Genomic DNA, 18692 nt, shown 5'->3' with positions numbered 1-18692 from the left:
TAACGCACGTAACACAGTCATCCGTCGCCGACCTGACACCGTCCGACAGCAGTCGATTCAGCTCGTCAGGCGCGCGCTCACCGCTGCACAGTCTGCGCCGCGTACCAGCCCCTTATCCGCCCGGGCCGTGGCGGATCGCCGATCGGCATCACCGACAGCTGGGCAGCCGGCTACAAGTGCGTGGCACTGACCGGGCCCATGCACGCCAAACGCCCACCCCATACGGTCAGCGGCTGCGGCGGGCAGGCCGCTCCGGCCGCCGACGTTTGCCGCGAGACATCGGGCGGCCCAGCGAATTCTCCGCCTCGCTCGAATCGACGACCGCGGTCCCCGGCGCGGTCGTCACCGGCCTTGGATCGGCTGCCGCAGCACGGCGATCGCCGCGCCCGGCCGGCGGACAACTCACCAGCTCGCCGGATTCCGCCACGGTCCTGACGCCATCCGGCACCGATTGCGGCCCCATGGACGAATCTGCCACGCGGTATCCACATTCCCGCGCGACCGCGGTGGACTCGGCCACCACCGGCACCGGACTGTCGGCTACCGGCGCACCGGACACCTCGCTCAGCGAACGCTCGATTAGAGCCGGTTGCCGCCCGGTGTCGTCCATTCCGTCCGAACGCTCGGACGGAACCTCCGAAGGCACGGGACTCCCTCTCCGCAACGGCTCCGGAACCACGGCCCAGACCAGCGCGGCGACCGCGAGCAGCGCGCCGGTCACGCCGAGCGCGAACGCATAGGACACCTGCTGCGCCAGCGCGCCCACAGCGACCGGCCCGAGGACGGTGCCGAGGTCCGCGGCCATCTGGAAACCGGCCAGCACCGGGCCGCCGCGTGCCTTGGGCCCGATGATGTCGGCGACGGCCGCCTGCTGAGTAGGCGTGAACATGCCGGACCCGAGGCCGGCCAGGAACGAGCAGGCCAGCAGCCAGGGAAGGTCGGTCGCCACGCCGAATCCTGCCGTTCCCACCGCACACACCAGCGAGCCGACGATCACGAACGGTTTGCGCCCCCACCGGTCGGACAATCGTCCCGAGGCGAACAGCACCGCGATGTTCCCCGCGGCGAACACCGTCAACGCCACACCGGCCATAGCCGGCGCCTGATGCAACACCTCGACGACGAGCAGCGGCACCAACGCCATCCGGACACCGAACACGGCGGCCCCGTTGGCGAAGTTCGACAGCAGCACCGCCCGGTACTCCGGCCGCGCCAAGCCCTCCCGGAAGGACATCATGCGGACCCCGCCGGCCGGTTCCGGCGCGGCCAGTTCCGACCGCCGCAGGCTCAGGTACACCACCACGCTCACGGCGAGCAACGCGAGGGCATAGATGACGAACGGCCAGCGCAGCCCGAGCCCGGACAACCCGCCGCCCACCAGCGGCCCGCTCACCGAGCCGACCAGGAAGCTGGTCGACCACAACCCGGAGACCCGGCCGCGCTGCTCCGGCGGGGATATCCGGATGACCAGCGCCAGCGACGACACGGTGAACATGGTCGATCCGATGCCGCCGAGCGACCGCAACAACAGGAGTTGCCAATAGCTCTGCGCCAACGCGCTGGCGCCCGTGGACACCGCGACGATCAGCAACCCGCCGAGATAGACCGAGCGCTCCCCCAAGCGCTGCACCAGCCGCCCGCTGAGCGGCGCGAACAGCAACCGCATCAGTGCGAACGCGGACACGATCGCCGAGGCGGCCGCCACACCGACGCCGAAGCCGCGAGCGAACTGCGGCAGCACCGGGGCCACCAGACCGAACCCGATGGCGATGACGAACGCTCCCCCGACCAGCACCCAGATCTCGGTGGGTAGGGGCTTGGATCTACCGGTCACCGGACAGCGCCTGCCCCACCAATTCCTCCGCGGCGGTCTGCACCTCGGCGAGGTGCTCCGGGCCGTGGAACGACTCCGCGTAGATCTTGTACTTGTCCTCGGTGCCGGACGGGCGAGCGGCGAACCACGCGTTCGCGGTAGTCACCTTGAGGCCGCCCAGTGGCGCTCCATTGCCCCGCGCCCTGGTGAGCACGGCGGTGACCGGCTCCCCGGCGACCTCCTTCGTGGTGATCATGTCCGGAGTCAACTTCGCGAGCGACTCTTTCTGTTCCACGGTGGCCGGTGCGTCGATCCGCGCGTAGGCGGGACTGCCGTAGCGGCGTTCGAGTTCGACGTAACGCGCCGACGGGCTCTGCCCGGTGACCGCGGCGATCTCCCCGGCGAGCAGAGCGAGCAGGATACCGTCCTTATCGGTGGTCCAGACCGTGCCGTCCATCCGCAGGAACGACGCGCCCGCGCTCTCCTCGCCGCCGAAGGCCAAGCTGCCGCTGAACAATCCGGGAACGAAGAATTTGAATCCCACGGGCACCTCGTGCACGTCGCGGCCCAGCACGGAGACCACCCGGTCGATCATCGACGACGTCACCGCGGTCTTGCCGATCTTGGTAAGCGCGTCCCAGCCCATCCGGTTGGGGACCAGGTATTCGATGGCCACCGCGAGGAAGTGGTTGGGATTCATCAATCCGCCGTCGGGCGTGACGATGCCGTGCCGGTCGGCGTCGGCGTCGTTGCCGGTGGAGATGTCGTAGTCGTCCTTGATCCCGATCAGCGAGGCCATCGCGTACCGGGAGGACGGGTCCATCCGGATCTTGCCGTCGCTGTCGAGCGTCATGAACCGCCAGGTCGGGTCCACAAAGGGGTTGACCACCTCGAGCTCGAGGTCGTAGCGCTGGCCGATCTCCTCCCAGTAGTCGACGCTGGCGCCGCCCATCGGGTCGGCGCCCAAGCGGATGCCCGCGCCGCGGATCGCGTCCAGGTTCAGCACGTTGGGCAGGTCGTCGATGTAGTGGTCGAGATAGTCGTAGCGTTCCACGCCGGTGGCCAGCGCACGCTCCAGCGTGGTGCGCTTGACCCCGGTGAGCCCCTCGCGCAGCAGCTCGTTCGCACGCGCGGCGATGGCGTCGGTGGCCGTGTTGTCGGCCGGGCCGCCGTGCGGTGGGTTGTATTTGAAGCCTCCGTCGCGGGGCGGGTTGTGCGACGGGGTGACCACGATGCCGTCGGCCTGATGCTTGGTGCCGCCCCGATTGTGCCGCAGGACAGCATGGCTCAGCGCGGGCGTGGGAGTGTAGCGGTCGCGTGCATCGATCACCGCGGTGACGTCGTTGGCGGCGAGCACCTCCAGCGCGGTGGTCCAAGCGGGCTCGGACAGAGCGTGCGTGTCCCTTGCCAGATAGACCGGCCCGGTGATGCCCCGGGTGGCGCGGTACTCCACGATCGACTGCGTGATCGCGAGGATGTGCGCCTCGTTGAAGGCGCCGTCCAGGCTGGAGCCGCGATGCCCCGACGTTCCGAACGTCACCCGCTGGGCCGGATCCTCCGCATCCGGGACACGGCTGTAGTACGCCGTCACCAGGTGTGCGATGTCTTCCAGATCGGTGGGACGTGCGGGGCGCCCGGCTCGATCGTGGGCCATGCTCGGGTCTCCCTTCCGTATCGGCTGTGCCCGGCTCGTCATCAGGATCATGTCCACGACCGCCCGGTCAGCGCCGAACCGACAATGGTAACGGCCGCCGTGCCCGGCGGCATCAGGGCAGCGAAACCCGCTGGTGCCACGGGCGCTATGGGAGAACCGGCCGGCGCATCGGGCTTGCCACGGGGTCTGGTCATCGCTCACCCTCCTGCCACTGGTCCACCGGTGCCAACGTGACGTTGACCGAAGTGAACAATTCGGCGTTCCGCTCGACGAAGGCGCGCAGGCGTTCCGGCTCGTCGACCAGCACCAGCATCAGCGGAAGATGGTCGGCGAGATCCAGGATCCGGGTGGTGTGCACATGCGCGGACGCGCCGTATCCCTCGATGCCGCGCCACACGCTGGCGCCTGCCAGGCCGCTGTCCCTGGCCCGGCGCACGATCTCGTGATAGAGGGGCGTGTGCCGCCATTTGTCGTCCTCGTCGAGCAGCACGGTGAGCCGTGCCGCGGGCCGCCACCGTCCCGCCGTGGCGGCACCCGCTTGCGAACCACTCATGCCTGCCCCCTTCCGTCGTGCTGTTCCCGTCGATCGCCGCGCCGAACCAGGTATTCACCGTGCCATGCCCGCGCCGGGCTCCGACGCCCCGGCTACGCCACCGTCACCCCCGATACGGACGAGCGCGGGTAGTGGCGCGCCCGGTCCGAGGAGTCTACGAACCCCGCGGGTGGGGTGGAGAAGGTGGTGCGACCGCCCGGTGCGCCGAGACCGAGAAGGGTGCACAGCAGCCTCTTGGCTACCCACACCGAAGCGGTCGGAATCATCGGGATCCGATTACCAAGTATCCCACGACATTTACCGCGGGCCGCCGGGTGGGAAACCGCCCATCGGTGCACGAGACCCGGATCGAGCGCAAACCCCGATGGCGTTCAGTAAAGCTCGCCACATCCACTTACCTCGTATTTTGCACCAATGATGGTGATTCAGGAGCGCTTTGCCCGTGCACGGCGGCGGACCAGCAGCGCGCGTCGTGCGCGGTACTGGGCGGCACGATCCGCGATCCGTATTCGTGCCGCGCCCGCCGGCGGAAAGATCCGTTCTTACACCGAACCAGACCTCTGGGGCCGGCCAACGGCAATCGCCGAGCACAGTTCCGTCGGATCACTGTCGCGAGTGCGTCGCCTCGCTCGCCGTCGAGCACGATCGCGCGACGGACGGCGCGACCGAATCGCGGGAGCGGCGCTTGTCTCGAGAAGCTACTCGATAACGGAGTCAACTCCTCCGGTTAGCCCTTTCATGTTGGTAGAATGAAGGTGTGAATCACGCCACGGTCGCCTCTCCACCCCGGCGCCTGCGGGCCGATGCCGCGCGTAACCAGCAGCGGATCATCGCCGCGGCACGGGAACTGTTCGCCGACCACGGACTCGAGATCACCCTCGACGACGTGGCCGAGCGCGCCGGTGTGGGTGTCGGCACGGTGTACCGCCGCTTCGCGAACAAGAAGGAACTGATCGTCGAGGTCTTCGACCAGAACCTGAACGATTTCGCCGACGCGGCCGACGCCGCCTACCGGCATCCCGATCCCTGGTTCGGACTCGTCGAGTTCTTCGAATACGCGTGTCGACACCTGGCCACGAATCGCGGATTCAGTGAAGTCATGCTGGAACTCGAAGACGACGAGACCGATCGCTTCGCGGTGGTGCGCGATCGCATCAAGCCCAGGGTGAACGCGATCTGCACCCGCGCCCGCGACGCGGGCGTGCTGGCCGATGGGATCGAGCCCTCGGATTTCTTCGCGCTGGTGCACATGGTCGACGGACTCGCCGAGTTCGCCAAGCCGGTGAATCCCGATGTCTGGCAGCGGTATATGGCCATCATGTTGAACGGCGTGCGCGGCGACAACACGCCGCGCCGACATCTCGACGTACCCCCACTGAGCGAGGACGAGGTCGAGCAAGCCAAGCAGCAGCTGACCTGCAGCTGGCGCAAGCGGTAGCGAAATCGAAGGATTCGCAGCGCGGGTCACACGCGCCCCCGTAGAGTTGGACATATGACCAATTCGTGGGTGAACTGGGCCGGGGATCAACAGTGCGCACCCGCGCTCCTCGCCACGCCGCGCTCCGTCGACGAACTGGCCGGCCTGCTCGCCGACGCCGAAGCCGACGACCGGACCGTGCGCGTCGCGGGCACCGGCCATTCGTTCACCGACGCCGTTCTCACCGACGGCACGCTGCTGAGCCTGGCGAAACTGAACCGCGTGCTCGACGTCGACCGGGCGAGCGGACTGGTCCGAGTGCAGGCGGGCATCAGCCTGAACGCCGCCGGCACCGCCTTGCACGAGCACGGCCTCGCCTTCCCGAACCTGGGCGACATCGACCGCCAGACCGTCGCGGGCGCCATCGCCACCGCCACCCACGGCACCGGCGCGACTGTGCAGAACCTCTCCGCCGCAGTGCATTCGGTGGAACTGATGCAGGCCGACGGAACCCTGGTGGAACTGAACGAGCAGACCGATCCCGACGGTTGGCGGGCGGCGCGAGTCGGTATCGGCGCGCTGGGCGTCGTCACCGCCGTGACACTGCGAATGGTGCCGTCCTTCGTGCTGGAGGGCATCGAGCGACCGATCCCGGCGGCGGACGTGCTCGCCGAACTGGACTCGTTCGTCGACGGCAACGAGCATTTCGAGTTCTACCTGTTCGCGCACAGCCCGCTGGCCATGACCAAGCGCAACAACCGCGTGTCCCTGCCCGAGCAGCCGCGCCCCAAAGCGGCGGAGTGGTTCACCGACATCCTGCTGTCCAATCACCTGTTCGACGCGCTGTGCGGACTGAGCCGCAGGCAGCCGCGCCTGCTCCCGGTGATCCAGCGCGCCGCCGCCTACGCCGGCAGCTACCGGCGTCAGGTGGACCGCTCCTACCGGGTGTTCGCGTCGCCGCGCCTGATCCGCTTCACCGAGATGGAGTACGCGATCCCGCGCGAGCACTCCGTCGACGCGATTCGCGAGATCAAGGAACTGTCCACCCGGTTCGACACCCCGATGCCGATCGAGGTGCGGTGGGTCGCGCCCGACGACGCCTTCCTCTCCCCGGCCTGCGGTCGCGACACCTGCTACATCGCGGTGCACCAGTACCGGGGCATGGACTTCAAGCCGTACTTCCGCGCCTGCGAAGCGGTTTTCGACCGCTACCAGGGCCGTCCGCACTGGGGCAAGCGCCACTTCCAGACCGCCGCGACCCTGCGCGGCCGCTATCCCGACTGGGACCGGTTCGCCGAGGTGCGCCGCCGCTTCGACCCGAAAGGACGTTTCGCCAATCCCTATATCGACCGGGTACTCGGCCCGGTCAGCTGAACCCGCCGCTTCACTCCGGCCGTTCGGCGAGAAGCTCCGCGACCAGACGGGGCACGGCCGTGCCGATGGGTTCGCGGATGATCTCGGTGGCCATCGCGTCGTACGGGGTGGGCTCGGCATTCACTATGACCAGATCCGCGCCGCCGCGCACGGCGATGGAGCACATCGACGCGGCGGGCTCGACCTGCAACGACGTTCCGATGGCCAGGAAGATGTCGCTGGTCTCCGCGGTGAGCGTGGCCTTGGTGATGGTGCGGCGGTCCATCTGCTGGCCGAACATCACGGTGGCGGACTTGAGAATGCCACCGCAGTCGGGGCAGTGCGGGTCGGGTTCTCCCGCGGCGACTCGCTCCAAGGTGGCCGACATCGAGGTCTGGTAGTCGCATTCGACGCAGACCACCTCGAACATGTTGCCGTGGATTTCGATCACTCGATCCGGCGAGGACCCGGCCCGCTGGTGGAGGCGATCGATGTTCTGGGTGATGATGGTGACCGCCCGACCGGCCCGCTCCAAATCGGCGAGCGCCTGGTGCGCCGGGTTGGGGACGGCCTGCCAAGCCGGATTGTCCCGCCGCGCGAGCCAGGCGCGTTCCCGCACGCCGGGGTCGGCCACATAGTTCTGATAGGTCGACAGCAATTCGGCGATGGGATCTTTCGTCCACACCCCGCGCGGGCCGCGGAAGTCGGGGATGCCGGAATCGGTGGAGATGCCCGCGCCCGTGAGCACTCCGATCCGGCCGGTACGACTGCGCCACTCGGTCGTCATATCTGCACAGCCTAGGGGCGGCGACCGGATGATGCCCGCGCCTCGAGCACGCCGCGGGCCACCTGGCGATGCCCTCCGACGCATCCCTGCGGGCGCCTACCGCTCTACCGCTCCGGCGCGCGGCTGCGCGGTATCGGATTTCCGCCCTCTGACCTGCGATCCACATAGGAGCGCGCACGCGAAGACACGGCGCGCCGTAACGATTCACGGCTCGCTGGTATACGTATCTCATACGCTCCGAAAGCGTTTCGGCTCACCCAGCCGGGCGGCCGGTCCGGCAGCCAGCACACTTATGCTCCACCTTGCACATCGAAAGGCGTTTCCATGTCCCACAAGCCCAGTGTGCTGTTCGTCTGCGAACACAACGCGGGCCGCTCGCAGATGGCCGCCGGGTTCCTCAGCGCCCTCGCGGGTGACCGGTTCGATGTGCGCTCGGCGGGCAGCGCACCGGCCGAGGCCCTGAACGCCACGGTGGTGGACGCCATGGCCGAGATCGGCATCGATATCTCCGGCCACACGCCCAAGCCGCTCACCATGGACGCGATCGGCATCTCCGACGTGGTGGTCACCATGGGCGCGGGCGATGCCTGCCCGTTCTTCCCTGGCATCAGCTACCGCGACTGGATGCTGCCGGATCCCGCCGACCAGACCATCGATGTGGTGCGCACCATCCGAGACCGCATCCGCATCCTGGTGGAGAACCTCATCGCCGAACTGGTTCCCGCGCCCGCGCGGTAGGCGCTGTCCGATTCGTTCAAGACGCGTCCGCGCGCGACTGCCTACGCTGCCTGCATGACACCGCAACTCGATGTAATCGGCATCGTCGTCCGTGATATGGCCGCCTCGCTGGCCTTCTACCGCCGCCTCGGTCTCGACTTCCCGGAAGGCTCCGAACAGGAGGGGCATGTCGAGGCGGTCCTGCCCAACGGCATGCGGCTCACGCTGGACACCGAAGCCGTGATCCGGTCGTTCCACGCCGACTGGACGCCGCCGACCGGCGCGGGCCGTCTCGGGATCGCCTTCCGCTGCGCCGATCCCGCGGAGGTCGACGCCGTCTACGCCGAACTCGTGGACGCGGGCTACCACGGCGAACTGAAGCCATGGGACGCGTTCTGGGGGCAGCGCTACGCGGTGGTGCACGACCCGGACGGCAACGGCATCGACCTCTACGCCGCTCGCTAGGGCTGGGCGAGCAACTCTCCCAGCGGCATTCCGGCCAAGGCGCGCACCTCGCGCGACAGGTGCGCCTGGTCGGCGAAACCGGCGTGCGTCGCGGTCTCGGCGAGCGGCACGCCGCGGCGCGCCGTGGCCAGCGCGCGTTGCAGGCGCAGCACCCGCGCCAGGGTTTTCGGGCCGTAGCCGAAGGCGTCCAGGCAGCGGCGGTGCAGGGTCCGTTCCCCCAGCCCGGCCGCGTCGGCCACCGCCGCCACCGGCCACCCGGCATCGAGCGCGCCGACCACCTTGCGCAGGAGCGGATCGGCCGGCTCGGCCTCGGTCGCGCGCGACCGCACGATGTGTTCCAGCGCCTCCGCCGGATCTGCGGCGTCCGCGATCCGGTCGACCAGCGGCCGGACCACCGCCGACGGCCACAACTCAGCCAGGTCGACCCGCTGGTCGCGCAACTCGCGCGCCGGAACGCCGAGCAACGCGGGCGCGGTGCCCGGAAAGAACCGGATACCGACGTACCGATCGCCGGACGATCCGCCGGGGTGGTGCGCACGGGTGTCCGGCCCCGCGACGATCAACCGGCCGTTCATCCAGATCAGATCCATGCAGCCGTCGGGCAGTACCGGCGGGCCGGGGCCACAGCCGTCGACGGTCTTGGTCCACAACACGGCGCCCGCGTACCGCGACGGCCGCTCACGGTAGGCGGCGTCGTCCATGACGCCGACGCTACTCCGGACCACCGACGAACATCTCCGGGTCAGCGTTCATCTCCGGGTCAGCGTTGCGGTGGCGGCGCGATCGGAACGATCTCGCGCGGCACGACGCGCAGATACGAGTCGCGTTGAGCGGCGGCGATCTTCGATTCCGGGTCCCGGCAACCCACGGTGACGTCGCTGTTCGGGGCGGAGGAGAAGGTCCACACCGTCACCCATTCCGTTCCGCCGAACGTCTCGGTCCTCTTCGCGTCCGACGAGCGCAGATCTTCATTCCTTCCGGAACTATCAGTGACCGTGCAGCGAATGCCGCTCGCGGCGTCACCCCACGCGGCGGGAGCTCGTATGTCGAGCACGGCATCAGGGGGTACTGGCACTTTCTTCACTTCGCCCAGCAAAATCCGGAGTCCGCCGTCCGTCGCGTCGTCGTCGCGCGCTCCGGCTGTTGTCACCGGGGCGCTCGGGGCGGCGGCGCTGGTCGAGGTGGCCGCCGCGTTCTCCGACGGGTCGTCGGAACACCCGCACATGGTGGCTGCGACCAGCGCGGTAATCGCCATCCAGTTCAGTTTCACAGTCGGACCTCTCGTCGCGCCCACTCGTCAGGCGGTTGGTTCGGATCAGCCAGGCACTGAGCATGACAACCAAGCAGGGGAAAATCGTGGATACACGCCGAGGAATCGGCAATTGGACCGCAATCACCCGAATTCGCCACACCGAGAATCAAATAGGGTTGAATTGTCGATTCACTTCGAACACGTTCCGCTCACCTTCGAGCAATCGGTGTGCGGCAGAAGGTTTCTCCGACGTCTGCGCGCGGGTGTCCGCGCGAGGGCCGCCCATCGCCCGGCTACGACCGCGCCGGTTGTCCGCCGAACTCCGACCTCGGAGCCCGATAACTTCGTCCGTGCCGTTCAGTTCGAGCGATCTCGCACTGACCGACGGCGTCGCCGACGCTCACTTCCCACACCTGGGAACGAAGCGGGACACCCCGGCGCGCTGCTCGTCATGGACGCCTTCGGCTTGCGTCCGTGGTGGGGCGAGATGGTGCGCACGGCCGCCGCGCACGGCTACACGGTGCGGCACCGAACATCTTCACCGATCGGGTCGCGCGCCTGCGCTGCCCAAGCCCAACCTCAGCGTCCCGGACGGACACACCGCGTTCTTCCCGGCGCTCGGCCCGGTACGCGAGGGCGCTCACACCCAGCGCACGATCGAGGACGCGCACGCGTACCTCGACCGACCAGCCGACTCGACATTCGTCACGCCCGGACCGGTGCCGCATGGGCCTACTGCTCGATCGCTCGATCGCGGCGGCACGGCCGGTCCGGTTCGTGTCGCGACAGCAACCTGCCGGTTCCGATAAGCCATTTCCTCGAGACCGCCGGGGCGCATAGTGTGTCGGTAGGCGATCATCTGGAGGGCCACCATGGCGACACTGTCGTGGGCAGCGGAACGCGAGGTCAGTGCGGAGCCCCGTCGTGCCTGACGGACAGGAAACCTCCAGCGCGCGCACGTTGCGCGCAGCCACCCTCAGCGGCTACCGGGAAGCCGCTTTCACCACCACGCCGGCCGCGCGCGCCACGCTGATCACCTTGGCGCTGCTGATCGCGGTGATCCTGGCCTACGAGGCCAACGTCACCTCGAACGAGAACGCCGACCACGGGTGGTTCGTCGCACTCGCGCTGTCCGGGGTGTTCGTCGCGCGCGGGCTGCACCTGCGCAGGCCCATCACGCTTCCGCATCTCACCGCCGCCGTCCTGGTGCTCGCCGTCGCGCATCTGGCCTACCGCGCCGAACATCCGCACGCCGGGTTCGTGCTGCTGGCCGCCACCGGCTTCGTGCTGGTGCTGCCCGTGTCCAGCAGACCGCAGCCCGACCAGCTGTACCGAGTCGCCGAGCTGGTCGGCCGCACGGAGGGCGATCCGCTGGCGCCGTTCGCCCTGCACTCGTCCAAAACCTACTTCTTCAACGCGTCGTCGACCGCCGCGATCGGCTATCGCGCTCGCTTCGGCATCGCCGCCGTGGCGGGCGACCCGATCGGTGATCGCGCGGCCTTCCCCGAACTGGTCGCGGCGTTCTCCGACTTCGCGGTCAATCAGGGCTGGCGCGTCGCGGTGCTGGGCGCGAGCCCGGAGCTGACCGAACTGTGGCAGGTGTGGGCGCTGGAGCATCGCGGGCTGCGCGCGGTGCCGATCGGCCGCGACGTGGTGCTCGACGTGGACGAGTTCAACCTGGTCGGACGCAAGTTCCGCAATCTGCGCCAAGCCGTGAGCCGCACCAAGAATTTCGCCGTCACCACCGAGGTGGTGTACGAGTCGGCCCTCACCGAAGAGCGTCGCGAGGAGCTGCTGGCCATCGTCGACGAGTGGCGGCGGGGCAGGCAGAGCCGCGGCTTCTCGATGATCCTGGACCATCTGCTCGACGGGCGGAATCCGAACATGCTGGTGGTCATCGCCGGCGATGCGGACGGCAACACGGTGGGCTTCCAGCGTTACGGCATCTCCGACCGGGGCCGGGAACTGAGCCTCGATGTGCCGTGGCGGCGCAAGGACGCGCCCAACGGCCTGGACGAACGCATGATCGTCGATCTGGTCGACTACGCCGCGTCCCACGACATCCACCGGATTTCGCTGGCCTTCGCCCCGTTCCCGGAACTGTTCGCCGAGAAGGACAGATCGCGCACGGCCACGCTGCTCTACCTGCTGGTGCATCTCGCCGATCCGCTGATCCGGCTGGAATCGCTCTACCGCTTCCTGCGGAAGTTCCATGCGCTGGCGGACCAGCGCTACGCCTTGATCCGCTGGCGCGAAGTGGTGATCGCCGCCGCCGCCCTGCTCACCCTGGAGTTCGCCCCGCACCGCCGCGAGTACTGAGCGGCACGGCACCGAGGAGTTCGATGGAACTGACCCACAGCGACGTGAAGGCCGCCGCCGGACGGGTGGCGGGGCTGGTCAGACCGGTGGCCGTAGCGCAGGCCGATCACGCGGGCGAGTTGTGGTTCGCGATGGAGTTCCTCCAGCACACCGGCAGTTTCAAGGCCCGAGGCGCGCTGAACTTCTTGCTCACCCACCGCGAGAACGGCACGCTCCCTCCGGTAGGCGTGACGATCGCCTCAGGCGGCAACGCCGGACTCGCCTGTGCGTGGGCGGCCCGCAGCCAGGGGATTCCCGCCACCGTGTTCCTGCCGACCACCGCGCCGCGGGTCAAGGTGGAGCGGTTGACCTCCTATGGCGCCGACGTCCGTCTGGTGGGGACCCAGTACGCCGACGCGCTCGCGGCCAGTCGCGAATTCGCCGACGCCACCGGCGCCCTGCTCTCCCACGCCTACGACAACCCGCTCATCGCCGCCGGTGCGGGCACGCTCATGACGGAGATCCACGAGCGGATTCCCGATCTCGACGCCGTCGTGGTCGCCGTCGGCGGCGGTGGCTTGTTCGCGGGTGTGGCCACCGCCGCCGACCACCACGGCGTCCGCACCGTCGCCGTCGAACCCGACCGCTGCCGCGCGCTGCACGCCGCGATCGCGGCCGGAGAGGTCGTGGACGTGGAGGTCGACTCGGTCGCCGCCGACTCGCTCGGCGCCCGCCGCGCCTCGCAGCTGGCGCTGACCGCCGCGCAGCGCTACGCCGTGGCATCGGTGCTGGTCGACGATGACGCGATCGTCGCGGCGCGCCGCGAGTTGTGGCTGGAGCGCCGCCTGGCCGTCGAGCACGCCGCGGCAACCGCTCTGGCGGCGATACGTGGCGACGAGCCCGCGTACCGGACCGCGCCCGGCGAGCGGGTGTGCGTGGTGCTGTGCGGGGCGAACACCGATCCGGCCGATCTGACCTGCTGAGCGGCCCGCCACGCCGACTGACCGTTCACCGGCCTATTTCCGACGAATCGGACGACACGGGGTTAGGCTCCCGCTGTCCTCTGCGATCCCGACGGAAGGCACACCATGGCGCATACCTCACACATGGTTCCCATCGGCACACCGCTACCCGACTTTTCCCTGCCCGATCTCGACCAGCGGATCTACTCCCGGGACGACTTCGCGGACGGACCCGGTCTGCTGGTGGTCTTCGCATGCAACCACTGCCCCTACGTCAAGCACATCGAGGCGGCGCTCGGCGAACTGGTCGACTCGCTGCCGACCATGCCGACCGTGGCGATCTGCACCAACGACGCGACCGCCTACCCGGACGACGCCCCGCTGCGGCTGCGCGACCAAGCGATCCGCGCGGGCTGGACCTTTCCCTATCTCGTCGACGAGGAACAGCACGTGGGGCGGGCCTTCCGCGCCGCATGCACCCCCGACTTCTTCCTCTACGACGCCGACCTCCGACTCGCCTACCGCGGCACCTTCGACGAATCGACGCCCGGCAACGGCAAGCCACTGACCGGGAACGACTTGCGCACGGCCGTCGAAGCCGTGCTGGCGGGCGGGCCCGCCCCCGAACCGCACCGCCCGAGCATGGGTTGCTCGATCAAATGGCGGGACGCCTGAAGACCTTCCCGCGTTCGCGCGCGGAACCGTTCCGGAGGATGAACCACCGCTGCCGATCCGGCCCCGATGAGGGACACTGTTCCCGGCACCGGGGATCGAAAGGGGTGGGACGTTGGCGACGATCGTCCTCGTACACGGCATCGCGCAGGAACAGCAATCGGCCGACACGCTGGAGGCGCGCTGGTTGCCCGGACTCGCGGGCGGCGTCCGCAACTACGGCGCACCCGAATTGGCGGATCGATTGTGGCGCAACGGTACTCCCGGCGACTTGTCGACCCGCATGGCGTTCTACGGCAATCGGTTCCTGGTCGAGGGCGCCCAGGGCACGCGGCCCGAACTCGACGACGCCCAGCTGGATCTGATGGAGCAACTCGCCGCCGCATGGCTCACAACGGCCGCGGCGCACGCCGGTGATCAGCGAGATCTGGCGACGGCCCGTCGCCTCGGCACTCCCCCGCCGCCGGACGCGGTGGCGCAGGGGGCGCAGGCGAAGCTGCGGCCGGCTTTGAACGCGCTGATGCGGCTGCGCTGGTTCGCGCCGTTCGGGTTCGGGCTGGCACAGAAGTTCGTCATCGCGGCGCTGTCCCAGGTGGCCCGGTACTTCACCGACGACGACGTGCGGGAATACGCCCAGCGTCAGGTGCTCGACCAGGTCGGTCCCGACACCCGCCTGGTGATCGCGCACTCGCTCGGCAGCGTGGTGGCCTACGAGGCGCTGCACCGCACCGACCACCCGGTGACCCTGCTGACCATGGGTTCGCCGCTCGGCCTGCGCACGGTCGTGTACGACCGGCTGCGCCCGCAGCCGAGCACCGTGCCGAAGGCGGTGACGAACTGGCACAACCTGGTGGACGAGGACGATCTCGTCGCGGCGCACCTGGACCTCACGCCGTTCTTTCCGCCGTATCCCGGCGGCACCGTCGTTCCGATCACCGAGCAGCACTTCGACAACGGCGCGGCGCCGCACGACTCCAGCAGTTATCTGGTCAAATCGGTCACCGGCGGTATCGTCGCGAAGGCACTCGGGCACTAGAGCTTGCCGAAATCAGCTGCGCGCGAGCCGTTGTCGACCGGCGGTGGTCACCGTTGTGATGATCGCGCGGCCGGGTTCGACGACCGGGGCGGCAGGCTCAGTCGGGCAGGTAGCGGACCACCATCGAGAGATCGCGGACGATCATGATCGGGCAGGCCACCGACAGCAGCAGCGCCTGACTGGTCGAGCCGAACAGCATGCCGGCGAAACCCCCTCGCCCACGGCTGCCGACCACGAGCAACTGGGCCTGCTCGGAACGTTCGAGCAGGCAGCGCTCGGGCCGGTCGGTCACGATCTCGCGGCGGATCTCCACCTCGGGAAAGCGCTCCTGCCATCCGGCCAGGCTCTCCGCGAGCACGATCTGCTTGTCGGTGTCCACTGTGCGCGCCGCGCTCGTCGAAGGCACCTCGACGCCGGTCCACACATGCAGGGCCAGCAATGGCACATCCCGCGCCGAGGCCTCGTGCAGTGCCGCTTCGATGGCGGGTTCGCTGCTCTGCGTGCCGTCTACCCCGACCACGATCAGCTGCTTCCTGGCCTGCGCGGTGAGCGGGGCGCCCTCCCGGACCACGACCAGCGGGCAGCGCGCCCGGCGCGCCAGGGCCGCGCTGACCGAGCCCAGCAGAGCACGCCGCACGGTCCCGCGTTCCCGGGTGCCGACCACCATCATCCGCGCCCCGCGGGTACGGTCCAGCAGCGCCGGACCGACCGGCTCGTACACCAGCTCGGTAGTGATCTCGATGTCGCGCAACGCCCGCGCGGCGATGAGCGCCTCCTCGGTCGCGGTGTCCAGCACCCAGCGACCGTGCCCCTCCAATCGGGTGTAGTCGGTACTGGTGAGCGGTTCGGTGACGCCGGGCCCGTAGTCGGCGACCGGCTCCAGCACATGCACCAGGCGCAATGGCGCCCGATGTTGCGCGGCGGCCTGCGCTCCCCACGCGACCGCCGCCGCCGATCCGGCGGAACCGTCCACCCCGACCACGATCGGCCCGTTGCTTCGCATGCTCACTTCCTTTCCGACGAAAAGATCGAGCTCAGCACCGCCGGTTTCGACACTACCGGCGCGGCGGGCCGGCGAGCGCCGCCGTCAACCGCCGTACACGACGCACGCATACCCCAGGTGGACGCCTTCGCCGACCCGGAGATCGATACTCGCCACATAGGGTGCGTACGGCGGTTGTACCGCGCTGACGGTGTGCGGACCCGGTGTGGCGGGCACCCAGTCGATCAGCGCGACGCCGCCGGACGGCCGGACCACGCCGAATGGAATACCGTTGTCGTAGAACGTCACCGATGCGACGGTGTCGGTCACCGTGGCTCGCGCGGTGTAGGTGCAGCCCGTCCCATAGTTGGTCGCCAAGCCGAAGTTGATGCCGGGATACATCCCTACCTGGGTCACCGTAGCTCCGGCCAGGGGCGGGCAAGCGAGCGCGACTGCCGCGCCGGTTCCGATCGCCGCCGCCATGGCGGCAACTCCTTTTCGCATACGGACTGGTCCTATCGGTCGTGGGTCGCTCGTTCGTCGAACGGACGCCGGCCGCGCACCGGCGCGATAACTAGATACTCACTCCCCCACGGCTTCGACGGGGGTAAACCGCGGAATCTCCCGGCCCGGTCGCCATCCAGGTGCCGTGCCGCCCGAACGGTCGTCCCGGCGTGATTGTGTGTTCGGAGTTCTTCCCGAAACGACGGAGGTGCGGCGTGGTGGCGATCGACTTCCAGCGAAAGGCGCGAGGGGCGAGGCCGGTGGCGGTTTGGCGTTCGGTCGCCGCTCAGGGGCTCGGTGGCGTACCGCCGACGATGCTGGTGCTGGCGGGCATCGTCAGCGTGCAGATGGGCGCGGCGGTGGCGAAGCAACTGTTCGCGGCGACCGGAGCGGGCGGGGCGGTCACGCTGCGGCTGGTCTTCGCCGGGATCGTCCTGCTGGTGATCTGGCGCTCGTCGCTGCGAGTGGCACGTGCCGCGATCCCGGTCGTCCTCGGCTACGGCGCGGTCCTCGCACTGATGAACCTCTCGTTCTACCAGGCGATCGACCGGATACCGCTGGGCATGGCGGTGACCATCGAGTTCCTGGGACCGCTGAGCGTCGCGCTGGCCGGCTCACGGCGCTGGATCGACCCGCTGTGGGCGGTGCTCGCCGGCGCGGGAGTGCTGCTGCTGACCCGAGCGGACGGCGACGTGAACTGGGCAGGAGTGCTGTTCGCGCTGGCCGCGGCGGTGTGCTGGGCGGGCTATATCCTGCTCAGCGCCGCGCTCGGCGAACAGACCAGTGGCGGCGGCGGTCTGGCGCTGGCCATGGCGTTCGGCGGGCTGATCATGCTGCCGGTCGGCGTCGTCGACGCGGGTGCCGCGCTGTTGCAGCCCGGCGTGCTCGCCGCCGGATTCGCGGTGGCGATGCTGTCGTCGGTGCTGCCGTACTCGGTGGAGTTGGAAGCGCTGCGGCGGATCCCGCCCCGCGTCTTCGGTGTGCTGATGAGCCTGGAGCCGGCGGTGGCGGCGATCGCGGGGTCGGTCGTTCTCGGTCAGATCATGAATCTCGGACAGTGGGCGGGCGTCGCGTGCGTGGTCGCTGCGTCAGCCGGGGCGACGCGAACCGAAGCGAAGGATTGACGGTCGGGCGCGGATCGCCCGCGGCGAGTGCGCAGACGCTTCCGGCTGCCCGGCAGTGCGCAGCCCATCGGCTGCCGTATCGGGACTGTCCGCGATCACGCTGCGAGCAGGGCCGGCGATCGCTGGAGCGGTCCCGGTTCCGCACGACTGGCGATGTGCATCTGGCCGGAGCGCCGTTCCCGACATCGCTAGCCGAGCTCCGCCCATCCGGGCCACGGTCGCATGCCCTCGTCGCCGCGGATGTACGCGAGACGACGCAGGGCCTGCCGCTGATAGGCGGGATCGACGGTGGCGGCGCGCATCGACTGCAAGGCCATCCGGAACTCCTGGATGTCGCGCAGCAGGTAGAAACCGTCCCACCGCATCACGTCCCGGCCGTACCCGGCACAGAATTCGGCGTACTGCGAAGCAGTGATCTTCGCGGCGGTCCAGCACTCGATGGCCGTGTGCACCAGATCCCACTCCGGCGGGCCGATCACGGCCCGTCCCAACCCGACCAGGATCGCATCGCCGTCGTCGTCGCCGACCACCACGCCGCCGTCCCAGTCCGCGCTCTGGACCACCGACCACGGCAGGCCGCGCGGCAGCGCCTTCCAGCGGCCGCGCAATTCCTCCAAGTGTTTGTGCAGCCAGCGCCGGTCGTCCTCGGTCACCGTCCGCGCGGCGGCGATCTCGTCCTCCACCCGAGTCAGCGGCGACATCCGGCGTAGCTCGAAGCCGGGCAGCGGCAGCCGGTGCAACTGTCCCAGCGCCCTGGCGACATCACCGGGCGTGCCCGGATGATGCGCAGGCAGCTCCTGCCAGAAGGTCACCGGTCGGCCGTCGACCACGACCGGCTGCGGGATATCCGGGACAACCCGCGTCGCGGACACTCCACAGGTCTCCAGCCACCGAGCCACCGCGACCTCCCGCGAGGTCGCCAGCTTCTGTCCGCGCCCACCGATCCGCACGACGATCCCGTCGCGCAACCGGTAGACCCCCGGGGCGCCCACCAGCTCGGCATCGCTCGCGTCGATACCGACACTCACACAGGCGGCACGCAGAATCGACGGCATGCCGTTGCCCGCGACATCCGCGGTCATGTCGGCCCCCCGCATCCGCCC

The 18692-nt window shown here is 69.2% G+C and carries 17 protein-coding genes and 1 pseudogene; 9 read left to right on the top strand and 9 right to left on the bottom strand.

Going from position 1 to position 18692, the window contains the following annotated elements; translation table 11 throughout:
- Positions 1 to 655: 655 nt before the first annotated feature.
- The 3 genes and pseudogenes from ACT89H_RS00605 to ACT89H_RS00595 form a co-directional block, all read right to left on the bottom strand.
- A pseudogene (locus ACT89H_RS00605) lies at positions 656 to 1834 on the bottom strand (MFS transporter); the annotation flags it as partial.
- Positions 1824 to 3467: a phosphoglucomutase (alpha-D-glucose-1,6-bisphosphate-dependent) gene (pgm, locus tag ACT89H_RS00600; RefSeq protein ID WP_445106492.1), complete on the bottom strand. Its 1644-nt coding sequence runs from the start codon at positions 3465 to 3467 to the stop codon at positions 1824 to 1826. The gene pgm and the pseudogene ACT89H_RS00605, both read right to left, overlap by 11 nt.
- A 190-nt stretch (positions 3468 to 3657) precedes the next feature.
- Positions 3658 to 4020: a DUF190 domain-containing protein gene (locus ACT89H_RS00595; RefSeq protein WP_445106491.1), complete on the bottom strand. Its 363-nt coding sequence runs from the start codon at positions 4018 to 4020 to the stop codon at positions 3658 to 3660.
- Positions 4021 to 4777: 757 nt separating this feature from the next.
- Here ACT89H_RS00595 and ACT89H_RS00590 point away from each other — a divergent pair.
- The gene (locus ACT89H_RS00590) at positions 4778 to 5458 is read left to right on the top strand and encodes a TetR/AcrR family transcriptional regulator (protein WP_445106490.1); all 681 of its coding nucleotides are present in this window, start codon (positions 4778 to 4780) and stop codon (positions 5456 to 5458) included.
- A 54-nt stretch (positions 5459 to 5512) separates the two neighbouring features.
- Positions 5513 to 6811, top strand: a complete 1299-nt coding sequence (locus ACT89H_RS00585) for a D-arabinono-1,4-lactone oxidase (protein ID WP_445106489.1) — start codon at positions 5513 to 5515, stop codon at positions 6809 to 6811.
- A gap of 10 nt (positions 6812 to 6821) precedes the next feature.
- On the opposite strand, the gene ACT89H_RS00580 is transcribed toward ACT89H_RS00585, so the two are convergent.
- Complete coding sequence (locus ACT89H_RS00580; protein ID WP_445106488.1) at positions 6822 to 7577, bottom strand: SIR2 family NAD-dependent protein deacylase; 756 nt, start codon at positions 7575 to 7577, stop codon at positions 6822 to 6824.
- 324 nt (positions 7578 to 7901) lie between these two features.
- Here ACT89H_RS00580 and ACT89H_RS00575 point away from each other — a divergent pair, with 324 nt between their 5' ends.
- Positions 7902 to 8315, top strand: a complete 414-nt coding sequence (locus ACT89H_RS00575; RefSeq protein WP_445106487.1) for an arsenate reductase ArsC — start codon at positions 7902 to 7904, stop codon at positions 8313 to 8315.
- Positions 8316 to 8369: 54 nt separating this feature from the next.
- Positions 8370 to 8759: a VOC family protein gene (locus tag ACT89H_RS00570; RefSeq protein WP_445106486.1), complete on the top strand. Its 390-nt coding sequence runs from the start codon at positions 8370 to 8372 to the stop codon at positions 8757 to 8759.
- On the opposite strand, the gene ACT89H_RS00565 is transcribed toward ACT89H_RS00570, so the two are convergent.
- On the bottom strand, positions 8756 to 9460 hold the full coding sequence (locus ACT89H_RS00565; protein ID WP_445106485.1) for a helix-turn-helix domain-containing protein: 705 nt from the start codon (positions 9458 to 9460) through the stop codon (positions 8756 to 8758). The two genes, ACT89H_RS00570 and ACT89H_RS00565, sit on opposite strands and share 4 nt — an antisense overlap.
- A 59-nt stretch (positions 9461 to 9519) precedes the next feature.
- On the bottom strand, positions 9520 to 10014 hold the full coding sequence (locus ACT89H_RS00560; RefSeq protein WP_445106484.1) for a hypothetical protein: 495 nt from the start codon (positions 10012 to 10014) through the stop codon (positions 9520 to 9522).
- Positions 10015 to 10935: 921 nt separating this feature from the next.
- Between ACT89H_RS00560 and ACT89H_RS00555 the strand changes: the two genes are divergently transcribed.
- The 4 genes from ACT89H_RS00555 to ACT89H_RS00540 all read left to right on the top strand — a co-directional run bounded on the left by ACT89H_RS00555 (position 10936) and on the right by ACT89H_RS00540 (position 14979).
- A complete protein-coding gene (locus ACT89H_RS00555; protein ID WP_445106483.1) occupies positions 10936 to 12330 on the top strand; it encodes a bifunctional lysylphosphatidylglycerol flippase/synthetase MprF in 1395 nt (464 codons plus the stop codon).
- Positions 12331 to 12353: 23 nt separating this feature from the next.
- On the top strand, positions 12354 to 13292 hold the full coding sequence (locus tag ACT89H_RS00550; protein ID WP_445106482.1) for a serine/threonine dehydratase: 939 nt from the start codon (positions 12354 to 12356) through the stop codon (positions 13290 to 13292).
- Between the two features lie 105 nt (positions 13293 to 13397).
- Positions 13398 to 13946, top strand: a complete 549-nt coding sequence (locus ACT89H_RS00545; protein WP_445106481.1) for a thioredoxin family protein — start codon at positions 13398 to 13400, stop codon at positions 13944 to 13946.
- 112 nt (positions 13947 to 14058) lie between these two features.
- On the top strand, positions 14059 to 14979 hold the full coding sequence (locus ACT89H_RS00540) for an alpha/beta hydrolase family protein (protein ID WP_445106480.1): 921 nt from the start codon (positions 14059 to 14061) through the stop codon (positions 14977 to 14979).
- A gap of 97 nt (positions 14980 to 15076) precedes the next feature.
- On the opposite strand, the gene ACT89H_RS00535 is transcribed toward ACT89H_RS00540, so the two are convergent.
- Together ACT89H_RS00535 and ACT89H_RS00530 are read right to left on the bottom strand one after the other, a co-directional pair.
- Positions 15077 to 15982, bottom strand: coding sequence for a universal stress protein (locus tag ACT89H_RS00535; RefSeq protein WP_445106479.1), 906 nt, complete (start codon positions 15980 to 15982; stop codon positions 15077 to 15079).
- An 84-nt stretch (positions 15983 to 16066) separates the two neighbouring features.
- Positions 16067 to 16444, bottom strand: a complete 378-nt coding sequence (locus ACT89H_RS00530) for a hypothetical protein (RefSeq protein ID WP_445106478.1) — start codon at positions 16442 to 16444, stop codon at positions 16067 to 16069.
- 281 nt (positions 16445 to 16725) lie between these two features.
- On the opposite strand from ACT89H_RS00530, the gene ACT89H_RS00525 reads away from it, so the two are divergent.
- Positions 16726 to 17589 carry an EamA family transporter gene (locus ACT89H_RS00525; RefSeq protein WP_445106477.1) on the top strand — a complete coding sequence of 288 codons (864 nt, stop codon included), beginning with the start codon at positions 16726 to 16728 and terminating at the stop codon, positions 17587 to 17589.
- A gap of 188 nt (positions 17590 to 17777) precedes the next feature.
- On the opposite strand, the gene ACT89H_RS00520 is transcribed toward ACT89H_RS00525, so the two are convergent.
- Positions 17778 to 18671 (bottom strand): phosphotransferase, encoded by an 894-nt coding sequence (locus tag ACT89H_RS00520; RefSeq protein ID WP_445106476.1) that lies wholly within the window; start codon positions 18669 to 18671, stop codon positions 17778 to 17780.
- Between the last annotated feature and the right edge of the window lie 21 nt (positions 18672 to 18692).

It is taken from the genome of Nocardia aegles (assembly GCF_052545135.1).
This window is presented reverse-complemented; position numbering and strand designations above follow the sequence as displayed.